Source organism: Butyricimonas sp. DFI.6.44, assembly GCF_022132345.1.
GTDB classification, from domain to species: Bacteria; Bacteroidota; Bacteroidia; order Bacteroidales; family Marinifilaceae; genus Butyricimonas; species Butyricimonas muris.
On sequence record NZ_JAKNJD010000001.1, the window covers coordinates 267,294 to 286,779 of the forward strand.

The following is a 19,486-nucleotide window of genomic DNA, read 5'->3' on the forward strand; positions in this document are numbered from 1 at the left end:
GTGATAAAGGTATGCCCCGGCATACCTTTATTTCGTTTGGAAAACCTCCGTTGCCCGGTGGAATATCCCGTGCAGGTAGGCGATGGTCATTCCGTAGTTGCTGACGGGGATGCCGGCTTCGATGGCGGGTTGGAGGCGGTTTTTAAGTTGTTTGCCCGTGATCATGCAACCGCCGCACTGGATGACCATGGCGTAGTCGGTGATGGGGCGGGTGATGGCGTCCAGTCCCGCGATGAAATCGAATTGAAAGTTTTTGCCCGTGTAATCCTGTAACCAACGGGGGATTTTGTGCCGTCCGATGTCCTCGCATGACACGTGGTGGGAGCAGGATTCGAGCATGAGCACGCGATCGCCCTCTTGCAGTCGTTCTATCCGGGGAGTACCTTTCATGTAAGCGTCGAAGTTCCCCTTGTGGCGTGCCAGCACGATGCTGAAACTTGTCAGCGGTATTTCGGGCGGAACGAGTGCCGCTACTTTTTTAAATACTTGACTGTCCGTGATCGCGAGGCGGGGACGTATCCCGGTATTCGCGAGGAAACGGGTGATCTCTTCCGGTTGCAGGACGATGGCGGTGGCGTGGTTGTCGAGTATGTCGCGGAGCATTTGTACTTGTGGAAGGATCATGCGTCCGGCGGGAGCCTCGGAGTCGATCGGGGTGACGAGCAACACGATGTCACCCGGGGCAATCAAGTCGCCGACGAGCGATCGCGGGCTGTCGTTTTCCGCGTGCCACACGCTTTTCAAGGCATCCAGAACGGGAGTGGTATCCGTGTTGCGTGTCGAGAAGTCGATGACCGGACAACTGTATTCCCGCGCGAGGCGTTCCTTCAATGCCGGCGAGAGGGGAGCTTCGTCCTTTTTGTTGTGAATGATAAGGAAGGGGAGTTCCTGTTTCTTGAAACGCCCGGCGAGTTGCCGCTCGTGTTCCCCGAATTGATTGCCCGCGATGACAAGGATGGCGATGTCGGCTTGCGAGATGGCGTCACGTGTTTTCGCGACGCGTGCTTCACCCAGTGCGCCGGAATCGTCAACGCCTGCCGTGTCGATAAATATGACCGACGCGAAGCCGGGAATCTCGTAGCTTCTTTTCACGAGGTCGGTAGTCGTTCCGGCAACGTCCGAAACGATAGCGATATTCTGGCCTGTCAAGGTATTGATCAAGGAACTTTTTCCACTGTTGCGGCGACCTAACAGGATGATGTGTAGTTTGTTGTCTTTGCCCATGGGGGAGAGTTTATAAGGTTTATAATGTTTATAAAGTTTGTAAGGTTTATAAGGTTCATAAAGTAACGGGAGTTCTTCGGACAGTGTTTATCGGCAGCTCAAGCTGCCGTGGACAAAGCGCCCCGCAGGGGTCTATAAACCTTATAAACTTTATGAACTTTATAAACTTTATAAACTTTTTATCTGTACATTTTCACGTCTTCCCGGGTGATGGTATTTCCGCCGAGAATGACCAACCGTTCCACGACGTTGCGTAGTTCACGAATATTACCCGTCCATTCGCACTCTTTGAGGGCGTCGATGGCGTCCGCGTCGATGCTTTTCGGGGCGATGCCCATTTCGGTGCAGATGTCTGTCAGGAAATGGGGAACCAGTATTTCGATATCTTCCAACCGTTGATTTAATGGCGGGACGTCGATGATGATGACGCTTAGGCGGTGGTAGAGGTCTTCCCGGAAATTACCCCGCTTGATTTCTTCTTTCAGGTTTTTGTTCGTGGCTGCGATTACGCGTACGTCAACGTTGATGTCCGCGTCACCGCCCACGCGGGTTATTTTCTGCTCCTGCAAGGCGCGTAACACTTTTGCTTGTGCGCTGAGGCTCATGTCGCCGATCTCGTCCAGAAAGAGGGTGCCGCCGGTGGCTAACTCGAACTTTCCTTTCTTTTGCTTGATGGCGGAGGTGAAAGAACCTTTCTCGTGCCCGAACAATTCGCTCTCGATCAGTTCGGAGGGAATAGCGGCACAGTTTACTTCCACGAAAGTGCTTTCTTTCCGGTGACTGAGCTCGTGCAACTGGTGGGCTACCAGTTCTTTGCCGCAGCCATTAGGTCCCGTGACGAGCACGCGGGCATCGGAGGCTGCCACTTTCTCGATTATGGAGCGCACGCGGTTGAGCGCGTCGGATTGACCGATCATCTCGTATCGCTTGCTGACTTTGTTTTTCAGCGTTTTGGTTTCGTGTATCAGCAAGTGTTTGTCTGTCGCGTTCTTTATGGTGATCAACAGCCGGTTCAAGTCCAGCGGTTTCTCGATAAAGTCGTAGGCTCCTTTCTTGATGGCCTCGATTGCCGTGTCTATCGTTCCGTGTCCCGATATCATGATAACCGGGGTGTCGGCGGAAAACTCTTTGATACGTTCCAGTACTTCGATGCCCTCCATTTTGGGCATTTTTATATCGCAAAATACAATATCCGGTTTCTCCGATTTCACTGCCACGAGTCCTTCCATGCCGTTCTCGGCAAGCACGATTTCGTGTCCCTCGTACTGGAGAATATCTTTCATGGAATTGCGGATACTCCTCTCGTCGTCAATCACAAGTATTTTTGTCATAGTACATCTTTTTTGTCTCACGGCAAATTTAGTATTTATTTTTGGATATGGGAAGGGGTGAGACAAAAGTTGCAGGTTACATTCGCCTTCGGCGAGTTGCAGGTTACAACTAAAATAAAGTTTTGCCGCGGGCAAAACTTTATTTTGATTATTCCCGGGAAATAAGTATTTTTGAGTGATTTTATAACTTGCCGAAGGTAAATGCAACCTAGCAACTCGCCGCACGGCGGCGAATGTAACTTGCAACTTTTGCCGAAGGCAAAACTTAATAAACTATGAAGCGGTCTTTGGTTTTTCTTCTTGTATTGTTTCTTGTATTGGATGTTCAGGCGCAGCGCAAAAAGGTGGGGTTGGTGTTAAGTGGCGGCGGGGCGAAAGGAGTGGCGCATATCGGTGTGTTGAAGGTGCTGGAAGAGGCGGGTATCCCGATAGATTATATCGCGGGCACGAGTATGGGGGCTCTCGTGGGGGCTTTGTACTCGATCGGTTATGACGCACGCACGATGGATAGTCTGGTGAGGGCGCAGGACTGGATGTTTTTGTTGAGTGATAAAGTGTATCGTTATAACCTGCCTTTCTCGGAGAAAGAGGAAACGGAGAAATATCTTGTTTCCGTGCCGATTAAGAACAATCGCGAGCTGAAGATCCCGTCGGGGTTTATCAGCGGACAGAATATATTCAACCTGTTTTCCGATTTGACGATCGGGTATCACGATTCGCTTGATTTCCACCGGTTGCCGATCCCGTTCGCTTGCGTGGCAAGTAATCTGGTGGACGGCAAGGAGGTGGTGCAGGATCGCGGGACTTTGCCGCTTGCCATGCGCGCGAGTATGGCTATCCCGGGGGTGTTCGCCCCGGTGAGAAGGGACGGGATGGTGCTGGTAGACGGGGGAATATCGAATAATTTCCCGGTGGATATAGCGAAAGAAATGGGTGCGGATATTATCATCGGGGTGGACGTGCAGGCGGAATTGAAAGACGCTTCCGGTCTGGAGTCCGTGACGGGAATTATCGACCAGATGACCTCGTTTCTGGGAATCCAGAAGTACGAGGAAAACAAGAAAATGGTAAACGTGTATATCAAACCGGACGTGTACCCGTACTCTGCCGCCAGTTTCTCTACCCGGGCAGTCGATACCTTGATTATGCGGGGGGAAGAAGTTGCCCGTGCCCAATGGGACGAGTTGATGAAGCTGAAATGCGAACTGGGAATACCGGAGAGTAAGAATGCCGCGGATACGGAGGATAAAGTGGTGCTTTTGAACGATACGCTCACGATAGATGAAGTACATTTGACGGGGATTGACGTGCGGGACGAGAAATGGTTGAGAAAGAAGATACGGATCAAGAATTATAGCCGCATCACGTTAAATGACCTGCATCACGCGATAGCCGAGTTGTACGGTATCGGGGCTTTCTCCAGCGTGAGCTACAAGTTGAGCGGGGGACCGGTGTATGACTTGGAACTGATTCTGAAACAGAAGCCCATGAGTTCGTTGAATCTCGGGTTCCGTTTCGACTCGGAGGAGATGGCGGCGATATTGTTGAACACGACGATATCGCACAAGGAGTTGCGGGGGTCCCGCCTTTCGCTGACCGGGCGATTGAGTATGAATCCTTACGTGAAGTTGAATTATTCCCTCGGGAATACTTTCCTGCGGAGGTTCGAGCTGGGGTACACGTTCAAGTATAACAATCTGGATATTTACCACAAGGGGAAAAAGCAGGATAATATAGAGTACGCTTACCACAAGGTGGAGTTGGGCGGTTCGGATATTTATTTCCGGAATTTCAAGATGCAGATCGGGGTGCGTTACGAGTATTTCAATTACGAGTCGTTCCTGTTCTCGGATCGGGATCATAATATTAGGGTAAAACCGGAAGGGTTTTTCAGCTACTACGGGTTGGCGCATCTGGAAACATTCGACAAGCGTTATTACCCCACGAGAGGGATCTCGTTGAAAGTCGATTATTCGCTTTACACGGATAATTTCCTGACGTACAATGACGGTGCGCCGTTCTCGGCGATAGGTTTGGATTTCGAGAGCGTGTTGTCCATTACCCGGCGCGTGAAGTTTATTCCCTCGATATACGGTCGGGTATTGATCGGGAATAATATCCCTTATCCTTACTTGAATTGCATGGGAGGTGACGTTGCCGGACGGTATGTCGACCAGCAGTTGCCGTTCCTCGGTATCCAGCATCTGGAGATATTCGACAATTCGCTGGTGGTGGCTAAAATCATGTTGCGCTATAATCTCGGGCGGAATCATTATATATCTTTGTCCGGGAATTATGCCAAGCAGGATGCCAATTTCTTTGACGTGTTCGGGGGCGATGATATTATTGGCGGGGGCGTGGGATACTCGTACGATAGTTTCGTGGGACCGATAGACGTCACTTTCTCGCTGTCGGATTGGTCGAAGAAACTAGGGTTCTACTTTAATTTGGGATATTACTTTTAAGGTTTTATGAAGAGATTGGGGATTATTATTTGCGTGTTAATAGCATGCGCGGGATGTCAACGGAACATGTACCGGTTCACCGAGGGAACGGTGTACGGTACTACCTATCATATATCTTACAAGAGTGACAAGGATTACGCGGCGGAGATACGCCGGGAGATGGAGCGCGTGAACGGGTCGCTTTCCATGTTTAACAAGAAATCGACGATAGCCCGTTTGAACCGGGGGGAGACAGACCGGACGGATTCGCTGTTCGTGAGATTGTTCGCGAAGGCGGCAGAGATACACGCGAAGACAGGGGGTGCGTTCGATATCACCGTGGCACCGCTGGTGAACGCGTGGGGATTCGGTTACAAGAACGAGCGGTTGCCGTCGGCGGAGAAAGTGGACTCGTTGCTGCAATACGTGGGGATGGAGAAGTTGAAAATAGAGGACGGTCGGCTTGTCAAGGCGGTCGATGGAATCCAGATGGATGCCAGTTCGATAGCCAAAGGGTTGGGCGTGGATCTGGTAGCGGAGTTTCTCGAGGGGCAAGGTGTCCGGGATTACATGGTGGAGATTGGCGGGGAGGTCCGGGTGAAGGGACAAAGTAATAAATCCCGCCCGTGGCATATCGGTATCGACAAACCGATAGATGACGAGGCGGCTTCTCGCAGGGAGTTGCAATTCGTGCTGGAAATGGGAGAGGGTGCGTTGGCGACATCGGGTAATTATCGCAGGTTTTACGTCGTGGACGGGAAAAAATATTCCCACACGATAAACCCCAAGACGGGTTTTCCTGTCCAACAGGATATACTGGGGGCTTCCGTGTACGCTCCCACGTGTATGGAAGCGGATGCTTACGCCACGGCTTTTATGGTGCTGGGTATGGAGAAAGCGAAGGAAATAGTGGAGGCCAATCCTAGCGTGGAGGCTTGTTTTATATATCAAAATGAACAGGGAGAGCGTGAAGTGTGGGTGTCTGAAAAGTTGAAAACATTGATATTGAAAGATTAGTTCTGTCAGGTGAAAGTAATGATTCGTTTATTGATATTGGTTCTAGCATGGGTTTTACTCGTGGAAAGTCGCGCCGGAGCGGGACCTTTATCAGGAAACGCATGCTTGTCGCTATCGCGGGACACTGTGAAACAAAACAGTAAAATCTTCCTGCCCGATAGTCTGATTCAAGACACACTCCGGTACGAGTATTCCAAGATTAAAAAGGTGGCTTACCGTCGTAAATGGACGAAGGAGCTTTACAAGATGATATTCGTTAATCCCCGGAAATATAATATCGATATTGTTGAAACGGAGAATAGTGAAGACCGTTATAAGCCGTACCGGGGAAAAATGATCCGGGAGATTCGTGTCAAAGTGTTGCCTCCTTTCGGGACGAGTGTCAATGACACGATTACTTACGGGCAGGATAGCTTGCAGTGGATTCTTGCCCTCGCCAATTCCATTCACCAGAAGTCCGCCGAGCGGGTGATTAAAAAGCAAATGACGGTGAAGCCGGGGATGTATATCGATCCCTTCGAGTTGGTTCAGAACGAGCAATTGCTGAAGGAAATGTCCAATGTCGATGATGCTTTGATAGGGATCGAGCGAGTGGCGGGCGACACGACGATGGTCGATCTGGTGGTGGTGTGCAAGGACGAGTTCTCGTGGACGGGGGAAGTGTGGAGTAATTTCTTGAATTCCGTGGACATGGGTATCGAAACCAAGAACTTGTTCAAGTTGGGGCATATGGTACATTACGAGGCCAGTTACCGTGGGCGTAAAGACCAGAAGTGGGGAAATCTGATCGAGTACAAGGCGGCGAATGTCGTGGGAACGCACATGGATTTCTACGGGATGTACGAGAATACCTTTAATCAAGAAGTCTTGCGCGTGCAAATGGATAAACGATTCCTGACATACAAGACGAAATGGGCGGGGGGAGCTGCTTTTAGCCGGGTGTACTCGTCCAAAACGTTGGTGGACAGGGATATCACGAAGCCGATAGAGTCGTTTAATTACCAGTTATGGGATTTTTGGGGAGGGACATCTTTTTACTTGAACGAGAAATTCAGTTATAACCGGATATTTTACCTGACGGGACGTTACACGGGTACCAACTTCGTGGATCGTCCGCTGGTGACGAGTGATTCGAATCATTTTTATTACGACCGTAACCGGATCATGGGGGCTTTGACATTCACGAAAATAAAGTATTTTAAAGCGAATTTGATCTATGATTTCGGGCGCACGGAGGATATCCCTTCCGGTTTGTCCGGCACGTTGCTTTTCGGTTACGAGAAAAGTGATTTCACGGAGTACGGTTATCTCGGCACGGAATGGCATTACTCGTGGTTTGACAAATACAAGGATAACTTTTACTCGTGGTATGCGGCATTGGGTTCTTTCTGGAACGGCTACACGGCGGAAAGCGGCGTGTTTAAAGCCGGGGCGCAGTTTATCAGCCCGCTGTACGAGTTGTCCCGGTATCGGTTACGTTTTTACAGTAACATGGATTACGTGCTGGGATTCAAGCGGAATCCCGACGATTATATCTATTTCGAAGATGCGAATATACGGGGTTTCGATACCGACACTATACGGGGTAAACAACGTCTTTCCGGTTCCGTGTCGACAACACTTTTCCTACCGTATATCAAGCGGGGATTCCGGGCATCTGTGACTACTTTCGTGGATTGGGGGGTGCTTGCCAGAGAGGATAAATCGATATTTAAAAGTCAGTCGTACTGGGGGATAGGGTTCAGTCTGAATTTGCGTAATGATAATTTGATTCTAAAGAATTTAAGCATACGTTTTGCTTTTTACCCGAAGGTTCCGCCTGACGCCCACTTGATCGAGGTGGATGCCTCGAGCCGACGGAAAACAGGGTTTTATGATTACCGTGTCTATAAACCGGATGCGATTAAATACGAGTAGATCAACGGTATTTCGATACACTTTTTAACTAGATTCGTTTTAAATAGGCTTCCGAAATTCCCCGAGAAGTTGTATCTTTGCGGTAAATTAATTTGGAGAGGATGAAGAAGGTTTTTTTGTTTTCTATTTTTTTACTTTGCGGCTTATTTTTTTCTCAAATACTCCCGTCCGCCATGGGAGAAATGTACGGGAGTTTTTATAGTGTATGTAAATGGCTGATGTTTATCTGCCTTGCGTTTATCATGATAAACGTCGGACGGGAGTTCGAGTTGGATAAGACGAAATGGAGATCTTATACCACCGATTATTTTATCGCCATGGCGACTGCCGCCGTACCTTGGTTACTGATCGCTTTCTATTATATTTTCTTTTTGGACACGGGGCTTTCGTGGCAGAATAATTTGCTGATCAGCCGGTTTGCCGCCCCGACGTCGGCAGGGATATTGTTCACGATGCTGGCTGCCGCCGGACTGAAACGGGAGTGGATTTACAAGAAGACACAGGTACTTGCCATATTTGACGATTTGGATACGATTCTTTTGATGATTCCTTTGCAGATATTAATGATTGGTTTCAAGTGGCAGTTGTTCGTGATTATACTGGTCGTTTGCGTGCTTCTGATCTTCGGGTGGAAGCGTTTGAGTTCGCTAAATCTGCCACAGTCGTGGAGGGCTATTTTGCTTTATTCCGTGTGTATCGTGGCAGCGTTCGAGAGCGTGTACCTGATCACGAAATCGCTCATGGGACAGGACGGGGCAATTCATATCGAGGTGTTGTTGCCCGCTTTCGTGCTGGGGATGGTGATGAAGACGGTTCACAAGCATTCGCGCGAGGAAGAGAGGGCGTCCAGCTTTATTTCCTACTTGTTTATGTTCCTCGTGGGATTGAGTACGCCGATCTTTATCGGTCTGGAAACCGGAGGCGACAGTATGCCCGGGTGGGGGGTGCTTATCTTTCACGTGATTGTCGTGACGGTGCTTTCTAATCTGGGAAAGATGTTCCCGCTGTTTTTCTATCGTGACCGGAAGATACAGGAACGGTTGGCTCTGTCAATCGGTATGTTTACCCGCGGTGAAGTGGGAGCGGGGATTATCGTGATTGCCATGGGTTACCAGTTGGGCGGTCCGGCATTGATTATCTCTATCCTTAGTCTGGTGCTGAATCTCGTGTTGACCGGATTCTTCGTGGTTGCCGTGAAACGTATCTCGCAGAGCGTGTATGGGGTTAAAGAATAGTTTTTGGATTTATGATTTTAGATTTCTTGATTTAAGATTTAGGAATTTAATGATTTGAACGGAAATTAATTAATAACTTGTTTGTTATCAATTAGGTTAGAGTGTCAATCGTAAATCGAGAAATCATAAATCAATCAGTTGTTCTTTATTTTCTTGATTAAGGCGTACATTCTCCACCACAAGTAGGCGATAAGTAACACGGATATTGTGTAGATGATTCGGTTGTCGATGTCTATAAACCGTTTGAACATCAACGGAATCGCTCTTACCGTGTTCCACGGGTTTATTCCTTGCCACGAGAAGCGTACTTCGGTTGGGGACGCAATGATGGAAATGATACTGAATGCCGCGACAAGAGCGACGAGCGATATGATTAGAGAGGTTTTGTCTATATTTTTCATTTGCGTTTATTTTTTATCTTTTTTCTTGAACAGGTCGCCGATTTTCTTGAAGAAACCTTTCTTTTTCGGTTGCTCCGTTTCGGGGGCGACTTCTTCGTGGTGTTTCACTTTTTCAAGCTTCCGGTTAGTCAATCTATCCAGTATATTTATATTTTCTTTAAAGGTGGGGACTTCCAGTTCTTTTTGAGTACTCATAGGCGGTACGGGGAACGAGAGATTCTCCCAATAGCTGTACGTGCTGCTCTTCAAACAATCCTGCATGAACAAACCGAAGATGGGGAGTGCCATGTTCGCACCTTGTCCCAAAGAGGTAGATTTAAAATGGATGCGGGAGTTGTTCGCCCCGACGCGTATCCCCACGACGATGCGGGGGGTGTAACTGATAAACCAGCCGTCGGCTTGATTCTGGGTGGTTCCGGTCTTTCCGGCGATAGCCATATTCAACCCGTAATTATTGATAAGGCGCTTGCCGGTTCCTTCTTGAATGACAGCCGTGAGCATGGATGACATCAAGTGAGCTTCTCTGGAGGGTAAAACCCGTTCTTTGCGGGGAGGTTCCGCCTCGTATATAATCCGTCCTTCCCGGTCTTTGATCGAAACCAAATAGTAAGGTTCCGTGAGAACCCCGTTGTTTGCATAACATAAATAGGGGAGAACCATTTCTTTTAATGGAATGTTCGCCGCACCCAAGGCTATGGAAGGAACAGCGGGCAGGTCGCTTTGTATTCCCAGACGGTGGGCATGTGCTATCGTGGTATCTATTCCCGTCTGGAGAAGTACTTCCACGGCTATCGTGTTGATAGATTGACTTAATGCCCCTTTCAGCGTGTAGAATCCCCCGTATCGGTTGTTCGAGTTCCGGGGAGTCCAGTTGTCATATTCCGGGTAGCTTTTTTGTTCATCCTTGTAATAGGCATCCACTCGGGCTCCATGCTCAACGGCGGCACTGTAAACGACAGGTTTAAAGACTGAACCCACTTGACGTGGCGCCAGTACTTGATCGTACTGGAAATACTTGAAGTCCAATCCGCCAATCCATACTTTTACTTTTCCGGTATGCGGCTCTATGGCGATCATGCCGGGGTGAAGTGTTTTCAAGTAGTGCTTAATGGAGTCGATCGGGGACATCTGCATTTCCACCTCTCCTTGATAGGCGCTGTAAATAGTCATGCATTTCTTCTCGTTTAGAGCGGCAAGAATGGCTTTTTCGCCCAATCCCTGTTGTTTCAGTGATTTGTAAGCCGTGCTTTCCCGGATGGCTTTATCGAGGATATCGGGTTCTTTATACCACGGGTCTTGTTTGTCCCAATGCGTGTAGAAAGAGTTTTGCAAAGATTTCATGTGGGTGTGCATGGCGTCTTCCGCGTAACGCTGCATCTCGGCATCGAGTGTCGAGGTGAGAATCAGACCGTCCTTGTATAAATCGTAATTCGTGCTGTTTGCCTCGTTGTATTTGGCAATCAGCTTCATGGCATCCTGCCTGATTTGTTCACGCAGGTAGGGGGCTAATCCCGAATAATGATTCAAGGGTTTGTAACGGAGTTCCAGCTTCTCCTTTTTCAGTTGCTTGGCCTCGGCTTCCGTGAGGTAATCGTATTTCTCCATTTGGGCAATCACCGTGTTGCGCCGCTGTAACATACGGTCGGGATGTATGCGGGGATTGTAGTAGGAGGGGCCTTTTAATAAACCTATCAACGTGGCGGCTTCCGGAATTGTGAGTTGTGTTGCCGTCGTGGAGAAGTATTTTTGCGCGGCACTCTCGATGCCGAATGTTCCTTCCCCGAAGGATACGGTGTTCAAATATAAAGTGAGTATCTCGTCTTTCGAGTACAGTTTTTCCAACCGGTGGGCGGTGATGATTTCTTTGATTTTGATGACCGGAAGCATCAGACTGCTCCGGTATTCGCGGGGGAAAAGGTTCTTTGCCAACTGTTGGCTGATCGTGCTACCGCCACCGGAACTCCTGTCACCGAGTAACAGTGTCTTGAAGAGAACGCGGAGCATGCTGATTTTGTCAAATCCCTTGTGTTCATAAAAGCGGACATCTTCGGTTGCAATCAGGGCATTAACTGCATTGCGGGAAATTTCGCCGAACGGGACATTCGTGCGGTTCTCCACGTAATATTTCCCAAGCAATTCGCCGTCCGAACTGTACAGGGAGGAAGCCTCGAAATTCCGTATCTCCCTTAAATCCTGATAATCCGGGATTTTACCCCACATGCCGTAATAAACACAACACACGAACAGACCGACCAGAAAAACACATAGTAAAGCGGTTAAAAGCAAGGTTTTGACGACTCGCTTTAAGAAGCTCTTTTTCTGTTTCTTGGGTTTCCTTTTTTGTACTTTTTTTCTTTTCTCCATCACGTGTTTATTTGCGGTGTAAAAGTAGAAATATATTTTTATTTTACGGATGAAAAATTATTTCGATATTTCCTTTTTTCATAGGGATTTAAATATACCTTTGTGGCACAGTTTACAAAAACGAAATAAATAACAAATTAACTACGTAAAAAGAAACAAAAGTATATTGTCATGCTGAATATCGCGTTGTTTGGCCCTCCGGGAGCCGGAAAAGGAACTCAGGCAAAGAAGATTGTCGAGAAGTACAATTTGGCTCATCTGTCCACGGGGGACATGATTCGTAAAGAAATTGCCGAAGGTTCGGATTTCGGTAAAATGGCCGCCGGAATAATTAATAAAGGCGAGTTATTATCCGACGAGTTCGTGGTAGCGTTAATCGTGAATAGTATAGAACATCATAAGGATGTAAACGGATTCTTGTTCGACGGTTTCCCAAGAACTGTCAGACAAGCCGAGATTCTTGACGAAATGCTTGCAAAAACGGGACATCCGTTGAGTGCTTTAATTAGTATTGATGTTCCTCACGATGAGTTAATGCGCCGTATGTTAGAGCGCGCAAAGATAGAGGGACGTTCCGATGATAATGAAGAGGTTATCGAGAATCGTTTTCGGGAATACAAGGCGAAGACTTTGCCGGTTGCCGACCACTACAAGAACCAGAAAAAGCATCATACAGTAAATGGCTTTGCCACGGTAGAAGAGGTTTTCCAATCCATCGCGGGTATTCTGGAAGGGGTAAAGTAAAGCAAGTAAAGTATAATAAAAAAGCGATTGAAACATAGAGTTTCAATCGCTTTTTTATTGTATCCCGGGTTCTTGCGGCTTATAATGCCACTGTAAGATAAGGAATAATAGTCCGGGAATAAAAATAATGACAGCCGTGGCTTGCAATGCCACGGAAAGGGAATATAGATCATGTAGCCATCCCACGAGCGGAGCCATGGCTGCAAACATTAAACGGATAACGAAATTCCGGATAGAAAGAACCGTTGCCCGCATTTCGGAGAACGTGATCTGGTTGATATATCCTTTTAGAATGGGGGTGGCAAATCCTCTCACGATATAGAAAAAGAAGAGGAATACCAATCCCGTGTAAGATATGTTGAACGATACCGCCACGTATCCCCCTATGATAAAGAACAGGATAAACGCGTACATCCTGTTGCTTCCCAGTTTTTGGTCCAGTCGGTCGGAGTAGAGTGCCGATATACCCACGGTCAGGTTCAATATCGTCCAGATGATGCCGAACCAAGAGGTCGGAGTATCCAGTTCTATCAGCAGGGGTTGGACAAACCACGCCATGGTCAGCGTGGCAGCCCCGATGACACCGGAAAACATGATATTATAACATAGTTCTTTGTTGGTGAAGAGGGAATATTTGATGATTTTCACGATATTGGCAAACGAGTTTTCTATTCTTGTCTTTGCCGCGTGTTCCGTGAGCATAAAGGCTGCCGGAATACCGATAAAGGCAATCCCGCTTTGCACGTAGAAAGGAAGACGTAGGGAATAGGTCGCCAACAACCCGCTGAAAATACCGGCAAAGGCTTCCGAGAAATTACCGATCATGGTTACACGTCCCTCGTATTTCAAGTAACTTTCTTCTTTACGGTAATGAATCATCGTGTCGTAAAGAAGTGCCGAATCGGCGCCCGATACCAGACTCTGACCGAAACCGAGCAGGATTTCCGATATGAAGAACGCGACAAACGTGTCCGCAAGGGAGTAGTTGGTAAACCCGAAGAAACAAAGGATACACCCGGCAATCAAGCAATTCCTTCTTCCCCAAACATCGGCAAGGTATCCCGTGGGGATCTCCAAGGATACCATAGCAATGGAATAGACGCTCTTCAAGATGAAAATATCAGCCAGATCAAGCCCGCATTCCTTGTAAAACAAGACAATGATAGGCATCACTAAGGTAAACCATTTGGAAACCTTGATCAGGTAAAGGGCGATGATATTTTTTCTAAACGACACGCTATTCATTTTTTATTTCAAGAGGCAAAAGTAACGAATTGAAACTTGAAAATGGAGAATTAAAATGAAATTTAATGATATTGACCGGAAACGTTAGCATCAAGCGACTGGTAAATTTAGAAATTAATATCAAAAAGCTGGTTTTTGTTTCTGTTTTATTCAAAAAGCGTTATTTTTGCTTCCAAATTAAAAACATAAATCACTAATTAGTAAAAATAAGTTTGTCATGGCAATACAAAAAATCGATGACATTTACGAGGCATTAAAAGCTAACTCAAAAAAGAAACGTCTGGTTGTGGCGTACGCGAATGACAGCCATTCTATCGAGGCTGTAAATAAGGCGGTTGAATTAGGTATCGTGGAAGCTACATTGTGCGGCGACGAGAATGAAATCAAGAAGGTATGTGCGGAACACGGTTTCGATATTTCTCGTTTCAAGATTGTGCATGAGCCTGTTGATACGAAAGCTGCTGCTAAAGCAGTACAAATGGTACGTGAGAAAGAGGCTGATTTTATCATGAAAGGATTGGTCAGCACGGACAAATATATGCGTGCGATTTTGAATAAAGATTGTGGTTTATTGCCCCCGAAAGCAACGTTGTCACACGTGGTGGTAATGGAATGTCCGAATTATCACAAATTGTTGGTATTCGGTGATGCTGCAATTATTCCCGCTCCCGATTTTTCACAGAAGATGGCTATCGTGAAATACGTTTCTCAAATTGCTAATGCTCTTGGTGTGCAACGTCCGAAAGTAGCTATGATCTCCGCTACGGAACAAGTATTACCTAAAGTGGAATCTACTACTGATGCTGCAATTCTGGCTAAAATGGGAGAAAGAGGTCAATTGGGCAATATTGATATCGACGGTCCGTTGGCATTGGATGTGGCTATCGACAAAGAGGCTGCCGAGATCAAGAAGATTAATTCTCCGGTTGCCGGTGATGCCGACTGTCTGGTATTCCCGAATATCGAGGCCGGTAATGTATTCTACAAGACCAATACCAAGCTGGCAAACGCTCGTCAAGGCGCTATTCTTGTTGGAGCTACCGCTCCGAGTGTATTGTCTTCCAGAGGTGACAGCGTGGATGCCAAGTTAAATTCAATAGCGTTGGCTGCTCTTTTCGCTAAATAATTTAAAACTAAAGTGTTCATAAGGTTTGTAAAGTTCATAAAGTTTATAAAGTATATTGACCCCGCAGGCACTTTGCTCACGGCAGCAATACTGCCGATAAACATTGTCCAAAGGACTCCCGTAACTTTATAAACCTTATGAACTTTATAAACTTATATCATGGAAGAACAAAAACACGTGATTTTTATCAAGAATATGGTTTGTAACCGTTGTATTTTGGTTATAAAACAGATTCTTAAAGATTTGCAGTTTACCCCGCTACAAGTGGATTTGGGCACGGCTGTCGTAAAAGAGGAATTGACATCGGATGATCGGGAAGTGATTAGGAAGGCGCTTGAAGAGTATGGATTTGAATTGATAGACGATAAACGGCAACGTATCATCGAGCAGATACGGACTTCTATTATTCAGTTGGTACATTATGAAGGTAATCTCTCCAAGTTGAAGTTGTCGGAGTATTTGAAGGAGAAATGCCATTATGACTACAGTTTTCTAAGTAAGCTGTTCACTGAAATGAACGGAATCAGCATAGAGAAATATTATATCGCTCAAAAGGTGGAACGGATTAAAGAATTACTGTTTTATGATGAACTCTCGATTAGTGAGATTGCCGATAAACTTCAATATTCGAGCGTGGCACACTTGAGCACTCAATTCCGTAACGTGACCGGAATGTCACCGAGCGAATTTAAACGTTTGAAGGAACATGGACGGGAACCTTTGGATAAAGTGTAAATTATATCCATAATTTTGTAACAATCCGGGGGATGATATGGTTTACCTTTGTATAAAGAAAAAAGGTAAAGCGTATGAAAACTAAAAAAATATTTCCGGTAGTAGGGATGAGTTGTGCATCTTGCGCGGCTCGGGTGGATAAAGTCTTGAACGCACAGCCCGGAGTGTATGAAGCGAATATAAACTATGCGACGGCTAGTGCGCAAGTGGTTTACAATCCCGATGAATGTTCCGTTTCATCTTTGAAAAACGCGGTACAAAATGCGGGATACGATTTGTTGGTATCTGAAAATCAATCTACCGACGAAGAGGTCGGGCAAGCACGCGAGAAAAAGTATCGGCAGTTGAAAATCCAAACGTGGAGTGCCGTGGTCTTGTCCGTTCCTATCATGTTAATCAGTATGTTCTTTATTGATTATCCTTACATGAAATATGTCTTGTGGATACTTTCCACGGTTGCCGTTTTAGGTTTGGGACGTAGGTTCTATATCAACGCGTGGAAGCAATTGCGTCATGGAACTTCAAATATGGATACTCTGGTTGCCATCAGCACGGGGATTGCCTATTTGTTTAGTGTCTTTAATCTGTTGTTTCCCGATTTCTGGCTGTCGAGAGGGGTAACACCTCACCTTTATTTCGAGGCGGCGAGTGTTATCATTGCTTTTATATTATTGGGGCGTTTACTGGAAGAGCGAGCGAAACAGAATACGTCGACGGCCATTAAGAAGTTGATGGGTTTACAACCGAAGACAATAACCATTGTCACGGAATCGGGAGAAAAAACAGTACCGATTGAGGAAGCACGCGTGGGTGATACCATCGCGGTAAAACCCGGTGAACGTATAGCCGTGGACGGGACTGTCCTTAGCGGAGAGTCATTCGTAGATGAAAGTATGCTTAGCGGTGAGCCTGTTCCTGTACGCAAGCGGTCGGGAGAGAAGGTGTATGCCGGAACGATTAACCAGAAAGGTGCTTTTCATTTCACCACGGACAAGACGGGTTCCGATACTATGTTGGCACAAATTATCCGTATGGTGCAGGATGCACAGGGGAGTAAAGCACCCGTGCAGAAAATGGTTGATAAGATAGCGGGTATTTTTGTACCCGTCATTATCGGTATAGCTGTACTGTCATTCGCCGTGTGGTGGATATTTGCCCCGGCGGGCGGTTTTACTCACGGCTTACTGGCTATGGTTACCGTACTGATTATTGCTTGTCCGTGCGCCTTGGGATTAGCTACCCCGACGGCACTTATCGTAGGAATAGGCAAGGGGGCGGAGCATGGTATTTTGATAAAGGATGCCACGAGTTTGGAGGTCGCCCGGAAAGTAGACACGATTGTGCTGGATAAAACGGGAACGATCACGGAAGGGCATCCTGTCGTTGTGAACGCTCAATGGAAGGAGGGAGCGGAAGACTCTTGCGAAGTATTGTATAGTCTGGAACGATTGTCGGAACACCCGCTAGCGGAAGCGATAGTCAATGAATTGGGGGATGAAATATCTGTTCCGGTCACGGGATTTGAAAGTATTCCGGGTAGAGGAATAAAAGGGCAATGGAATGATGAAACTTATTATGTCGGGACTCCCGAATTACTCCGGGATAACGGTGTGTCTGTCGATAAAGAGTTGGAACAAAAAGCGGAAAGCTGGCTTAAAGATGCCCAAACGGTCATTTGGTTTGGCAATTCAACCGAAGCTCTTGCCGTGATGGGGATAACAGACAAGATAAAAGATACATCATTACAAGCTATTTCCCAATTACATAAGATGGGGTTGACGGTCTATATGTTGACGGGAGATAATGCCGCGACAGCCAAAGAAATAGCACGGAAGACCGGTATCAAGCATTATAAATCGGGTATATTGCCACAAGAGAAAGCTATTTTCGTTAAACAGTTGCAACAAGAAGGTCGGAAAGTCGCTATGGTCGGGGACGGTATCAATGATAGCGCGGCATTGGCACAAGCGGATTTAAGTATTGCCATGGGAAAAGGCAGTGATATTGCCATGGAAACAGCCATGGTCACGATCCTTTCCTCCGATTTGATGAAGATCCCGGAAACCATCCGTTTGTCGCGATTGACCGTGAAGACAATTCGTGAGAACTTGTTTTGGGCGTTTATCTATAACTTGATAGGTGTCCCCATCGCGGCAGGTATTCTCTATCCGATAAACGGTTTCCTGCTTAACCCGATGATCGGGGGGGCGGCAATGGCATTCAGCAGCGTGAGCGTCGTGAGTAACAGTCTGCGTTTGAAACGGAAAAAAATAGGTATAACCGCGAATCGAAATAATAACAATGAATATATAAATGAAGTAGAACACGTAAAAGAAAAAGGTATGGAAAAGAAATTTAAGGTGGAGGGGATGATGTGCAATCATTGTCGTACTCATGTAGAAAATGCCCTTAATAGCATTGACGGAGTGAAAGCCGTTGTAACTCTGGAGCCGCCGGTAGCTACCGTTGAATTTACGAAAGGTGAACTATCGTTGGATGAATTGCAACAAGTTGTTACAAGCAAGGCTGGGGAGTACAAAATGTCTGAAATCTGAAAGGGAGCGTTTCACAACGCTCCCCTTCTCTGAATTATTTAAAAACAACTAAGAACACAGGCTACTCTTCAGTAATCACAATTTTTATGATTTTGTCCCCTTGGCGGATAGCATCAATCACTTCCAAACCTTCGTATACTTGACCGAAGCAAGTATGTCTTCTATCCAGATGGGCGGTATTTCTACGGTTGTGGCAGATAAAGAATTGCGAACCTCCGGTATCCCGCCCCGCATGAGCCATGGATAAAACTCCGCGGTCGTGATATTGGTTTTCCCCGGTTAATTCACACTTGATCGTGTATCCCGGACCACCGGTTCCGTCCCCTTTGGGGCAACCTCCCTGTATCACGAAATCCGGAATCACCCGATGAAAGGTCAAGCCGTCGTAAAAACCTTCTTTGGCTAGTTTTACAAAATTGGCAACCGTGTTAGGCGCATCTTTTTCATAAAAAAGGACTTTCATGACACCTTTTTCAGTTTCTATTTCTGCTCTATACATTATGAATTTGCTTTAGAATTTTCATAAGCAAATGTAGGTCATAAAATGAATGGAAGCAAGGCGTCTAATGTTATTTAACGCATTTTATATAGTCGCCTTCGGCGAGTTGCAAGTTACAGGTTGCATTTGCCTTCGGCAAGTTGCAGGTTTACTGGCGTTAAGGATGGAGGAGTTCGTTGATTAGGTGATTGCAGATTTCGTGATTCTCTTGTGCGATGGTAAGCGGGTAGAAATCTAAAATTTAAAATCATTAAATCTAAAATTGTTGAATCCGTTTTTCGGATTCAACACAGTTCTTGTTTTAATACATCGGGTAATTCAAGGCCTCGTTTTTCGAGGCTGATAAACCAGTCTGACAGTTCTTCCGGCTGAATGGAATACAATACTTCACGGAATTGGTCTATTTGTTCATCGCTGTATCGGTCAGAGGGGATACCCCGGTATTGATCCAGTTCCTCATCATCAAAGTATTCTATTTTTTCATCCACTCTCTTTAGTCCTTTCTCGCAGATAGCGTGAGCGCCGCAACAGTCGGCGGGAGGGACAACAACCGGAGTGTCATCCGGCTTTTGTTTTGATTTGAAAAGGTATGTAAAAAGGGCAACTATTACTAGAAGCCCTACTATGCTGATGATAATATAAATCATTT

15 protein-coding genes are annotated in these 19,486 nt (G+C 46.5%); 8 read left to right on the forward strand and 7 right to left on the reverse strand.

Annotation, left to right across the window (positions count from 1 at the left end; translation table 11 throughout):
- Window positions 1–27 precede the first annotated feature (27 nt).
- Together hydF and L0M98_RS01285 are read right to left on the reverse strand one after the other, a co-directional pair.
- Window positions 28–1,224: a [FeFe] hydrogenase H-cluster maturation GTPase HydF gene (gene hydF / locus L0M98_RS01280; RefSeq protein ID WP_227214670.1), complete on the reverse strand. Its 1,197-nt coding sequence runs from the start codon at window positions 1,222–1,224 to the stop codon at window positions 28–30.
- Window positions 1,225–1,403: 179 nt separating this feature from the next.
- Entirely contained in the window at window positions 1,404–2,555 is a 1,152-nt protein-coding gene (locus tag L0M98_RS01285; RefSeq protein WP_099292402.1) for a sigma-54-dependent transcriptional regulator, read from the reverse strand.
- 275 nt (window positions 2,556–2,830) lie between these two features.
- Here L0M98_RS01285 and L0M98_RS01290 point away from each other — a divergent pair, with 275 nt between their 5' ends.
- The 4 genes from L0M98_RS01290 to L0M98_RS01305 all read left to right on the forward strand — a co-directional run bounded on the left by L0M98_RS01290 (window position 2,831) and on the right by L0M98_RS01305 (window position 9,168).
- The gene (locus tag L0M98_RS01290) at window positions 2,831–5,020 is read left to right on the forward strand and encodes a patatin-like phospholipase family protein (RefSeq protein WP_227214671.1); all 2,190 of its coding nucleotides are present in this window, start codon (window positions 2,831–2,833) and stop codon (window positions 5,018–5,020) included.
- Window positions 5,021–5,026: 6 nt separating this feature from the next.
- Window positions 5,027–6,016, forward strand: coding sequence for an FAD:protein FMN transferase (locus L0M98_RS01295; protein ID WP_227214672.1), 990 nt, complete (start codon window positions 5,027–5,029; stop codon window positions 6,014–6,016).
- An 18-nt stretch (window positions 6,017–6,034) separates the two neighbouring features.
- Entirely contained in the window at window positions 6,035–7,933 is a 1,899-nt protein-coding gene (locus L0M98_RS01300; RefSeq protein ID WP_227214973.1) for a hypothetical protein, read from the forward strand.
- A 101-nt stretch (window positions 7,934–8,034) separates the two neighbouring features.
- A complete protein-coding gene (locus L0M98_RS01305) occupies window positions 8,035–9,168 on the forward strand; it encodes a cation:proton antiporter domain-containing protein (RefSeq protein ID WP_099292405.1) in 1,134 nt (377 codons plus the stop codon).
- 134 nt (window positions 9,169–9,302) lie between these two features.
- On the opposite strand, the gene L0M98_RS01310 is transcribed toward L0M98_RS01305, so the two are convergent.
- Together L0M98_RS01310 and L0M98_RS01315 are read right to left on the reverse strand one after the other, a co-directional pair.
- A complete protein-coding gene (locus tag L0M98_RS01310) occupies window positions 9,303–9,569 on the reverse strand; it encodes a hypothetical protein (RefSeq protein WP_227214673.1) in 267 nt (88 codons plus the stop codon).
- Window positions 9,570–9,575: 6 nt separating this feature from the next.
- Entirely contained in the window at window positions 9,576–11,933 is a 2,358-nt protein-coding gene (locus L0M98_RS01315) for a penicillin-binding protein 1A (RefSeq protein WP_227214674.1), read from the reverse strand.
- Window positions 11,934–12,104: 171 nt separating this feature from the next.
- On the opposite strand from L0M98_RS01315, the gene L0M98_RS01320 reads away from it, so the two are divergent.
- A complete protein-coding gene (locus tag L0M98_RS01320; protein WP_099292408.1) occupies window positions 12,105–12,677 on the forward strand; it encodes an adenylate kinase in 573 nt (190 codons plus the stop codon).
- A gap of 54 nt (window positions 12,678–12,731) precedes the next feature.
- Here the strand turns inward: L0M98_RS01320 and L0M98_RS01325 are convergent, their stop codons facing one another.
- Window positions 12,732–13,922, reverse strand: a complete 1,191-nt coding sequence (locus L0M98_RS01325) for an MFS transporter (protein WP_099292409.1) — start codon at window positions 13,920–13,922, stop codon at window positions 12,732–12,734.
- A gap of 217 nt (window positions 13,923–14,139) precedes the next feature.
- Here L0M98_RS01325 and L0M98_RS01330 point away from each other — a divergent pair, with 217 nt between their 5' ends.
- From L0M98_RS01330 to L0M98_RS01340, 3 genes are all read left to right on the forward strand, one after another.
- Window positions 14,140–15,048 carry a bifunctional enoyl-CoA hydratase/phosphate acetyltransferase gene (locus L0M98_RS01330; protein WP_099292410.1) on the forward strand — a complete coding sequence of 303 codons (909 nt, stop codon included), beginning with the start codon at window positions 14,140–14,142 and terminating at the stop codon, window positions 15,046–15,048.
- A gap of 159 nt (window positions 15,049–15,207) precedes the next feature.
- Window positions 15,208–15,783: an AraC family transcriptional regulator gene (locus L0M98_RS01335; protein ID WP_176555067.1), complete on the forward strand. Its 576-nt coding sequence runs from the start codon at window positions 15,208–15,210 to the stop codon at window positions 15,781–15,783.
- A gap of 74 nt (window positions 15,784–15,857) precedes the next feature.
- Window positions 15,858–18,338, forward strand: a complete 2,481-nt coding sequence (locus L0M98_RS01340; RefSeq protein WP_227214675.1) for a heavy metal translocating P-type ATPase — start codon at window positions 15,858–15,860, stop codon at window positions 18,336–18,338.
- Between the two features lie 61 nt (window positions 18,339–18,399).
- Here the strand turns inward: L0M98_RS01340 and L0M98_RS01345 are convergent, their stop codons facing one another.
- Both L0M98_RS01345 and L0M98_RS01350 read right to left on the reverse strand, forming a co-directional pair.
- Window positions 18,400–18,837 carry a peptidylprolyl isomerase gene (locus L0M98_RS01345; protein ID WP_018336301.1) on the reverse strand — a complete coding sequence of 146 codons (438 nt, stop codon included), beginning with the start codon at window positions 18,835–18,837 and terminating at the stop codon, window positions 18,400–18,402.
- Between the two features lie 284 nt (window positions 18,838–19,121).
- The gene (locus tag L0M98_RS01350) at window positions 19,122–19,484 is read right to left on the reverse strand and encodes a hypothetical protein (RefSeq protein WP_099292412.1); all 363 of its coding nucleotides are present in this window, start codon (window positions 19,482–19,484) and stop codon (window positions 19,122–19,124) included.
- Between the last annotated feature and the right edge of the window lie 2 nt (window positions 19,485–19,486).

Bases quoted from the DNA above. Each gene is read 5' to 3' on its own strand.
- L0M98_RS01300 (WP_227214973.1), top strand. From the start codon at position 6,035: ATGATTCGTTTATTGATATTGGTTCTAGCATGGGTTTTACTCGTGGAA.
- L0M98_RS01330 (WP_099292410.1), top strand. From the start codon at position 14,140: ATGGCAATACAAAAAATCGATGACATTTACGAGGCATTAAAAGCTAAC.
- hydF (WP_227214670.1), bottom strand. From the start codon at position 1,224: ATGGGCAAAGACAACAAACTACACATCATCCTGTTAGGTCGCCGCAAC.
- L0M98_RS01305 (WP_099292405.1), top strand. From the start codon at position 8,035: ATGAAGAAGGTTTTTTTGTTTTCTATTTTTTTACTTTGCGGCTTATTT.
- L0M98_RS01290 (WP_227214671.1), top strand. From the start codon at position 2,831: ATGAAGCGGTCTTTGGTTTTTCTTCTTGTATTGTTTCTTGTATTGGAT.
- L0M98_RS01340 (WP_227214675.1), top strand. From the start codon at position 15,858: ATGAAAACTAAAAAAATATTTCCGGTAGTAGGGATGAGTTGTGCATCT.
- L0M98_RS01345 (WP_018336301.1), bottom strand. From the start codon at position 18,837: ATGTATAGAGCAGAAATAGAAACTGAAAAAGGTGTCATGAAAGTCCTT.
- L0M98_RS01315 (WP_227214674.1), bottom strand. From the start codon at position 11,933: ATGGAGAAAAGAAAAAAAGTACAAAAAAGGAAACCCAAGAAACAGAAA.
- L0M98_RS01335 (WP_176555067.1), top strand. From the start codon at position 15,208: ATGGAAGAACAAAAACACGTGATTTTTATCAAGAATATGGTTTGTAAC.
- L0M98_RS01310 (WP_227214673.1), bottom strand. From the start codon at position 9,569: ATGAAAAATATAGACAAAACCTCTCTAATCATATCGCTCGTCGCTCTT.
- L0M98_RS01285 (WP_099292402.1), bottom strand. From the start codon at position 2,555: ATGACAAAAATACTTGTGATTGACGACGAGAGGAGTATCCGCAATTCC.
- L0M98_RS01295 (WP_227214672.1), top strand. From the start codon at position 5,027: ATGAAGAGATTGGGGATTATTATTTGCGTGTTAATAGCATGCGCGGGA.
- L0M98_RS01350 (WP_099292412.1), bottom strand. From the start codon at position 19,484: ATGATTTATATTATCATCAGCATAGTAGGGCTTCTAGTAATAGTTGCC.
- L0M98_RS01320 (WP_099292408.1), top strand. From the start codon at position 12,105: ATGCTGAATATCGCGTTGTTTGGCCCTCCGGGAGCCGGAAAAGGAACT.
- L0M98_RS01325 (WP_099292409.1), bottom strand. From the start codon at position 13,922: ATGAATAGCGTGTCGTTTAGAAAAAATATCATCGCCCTTTACCTGATC.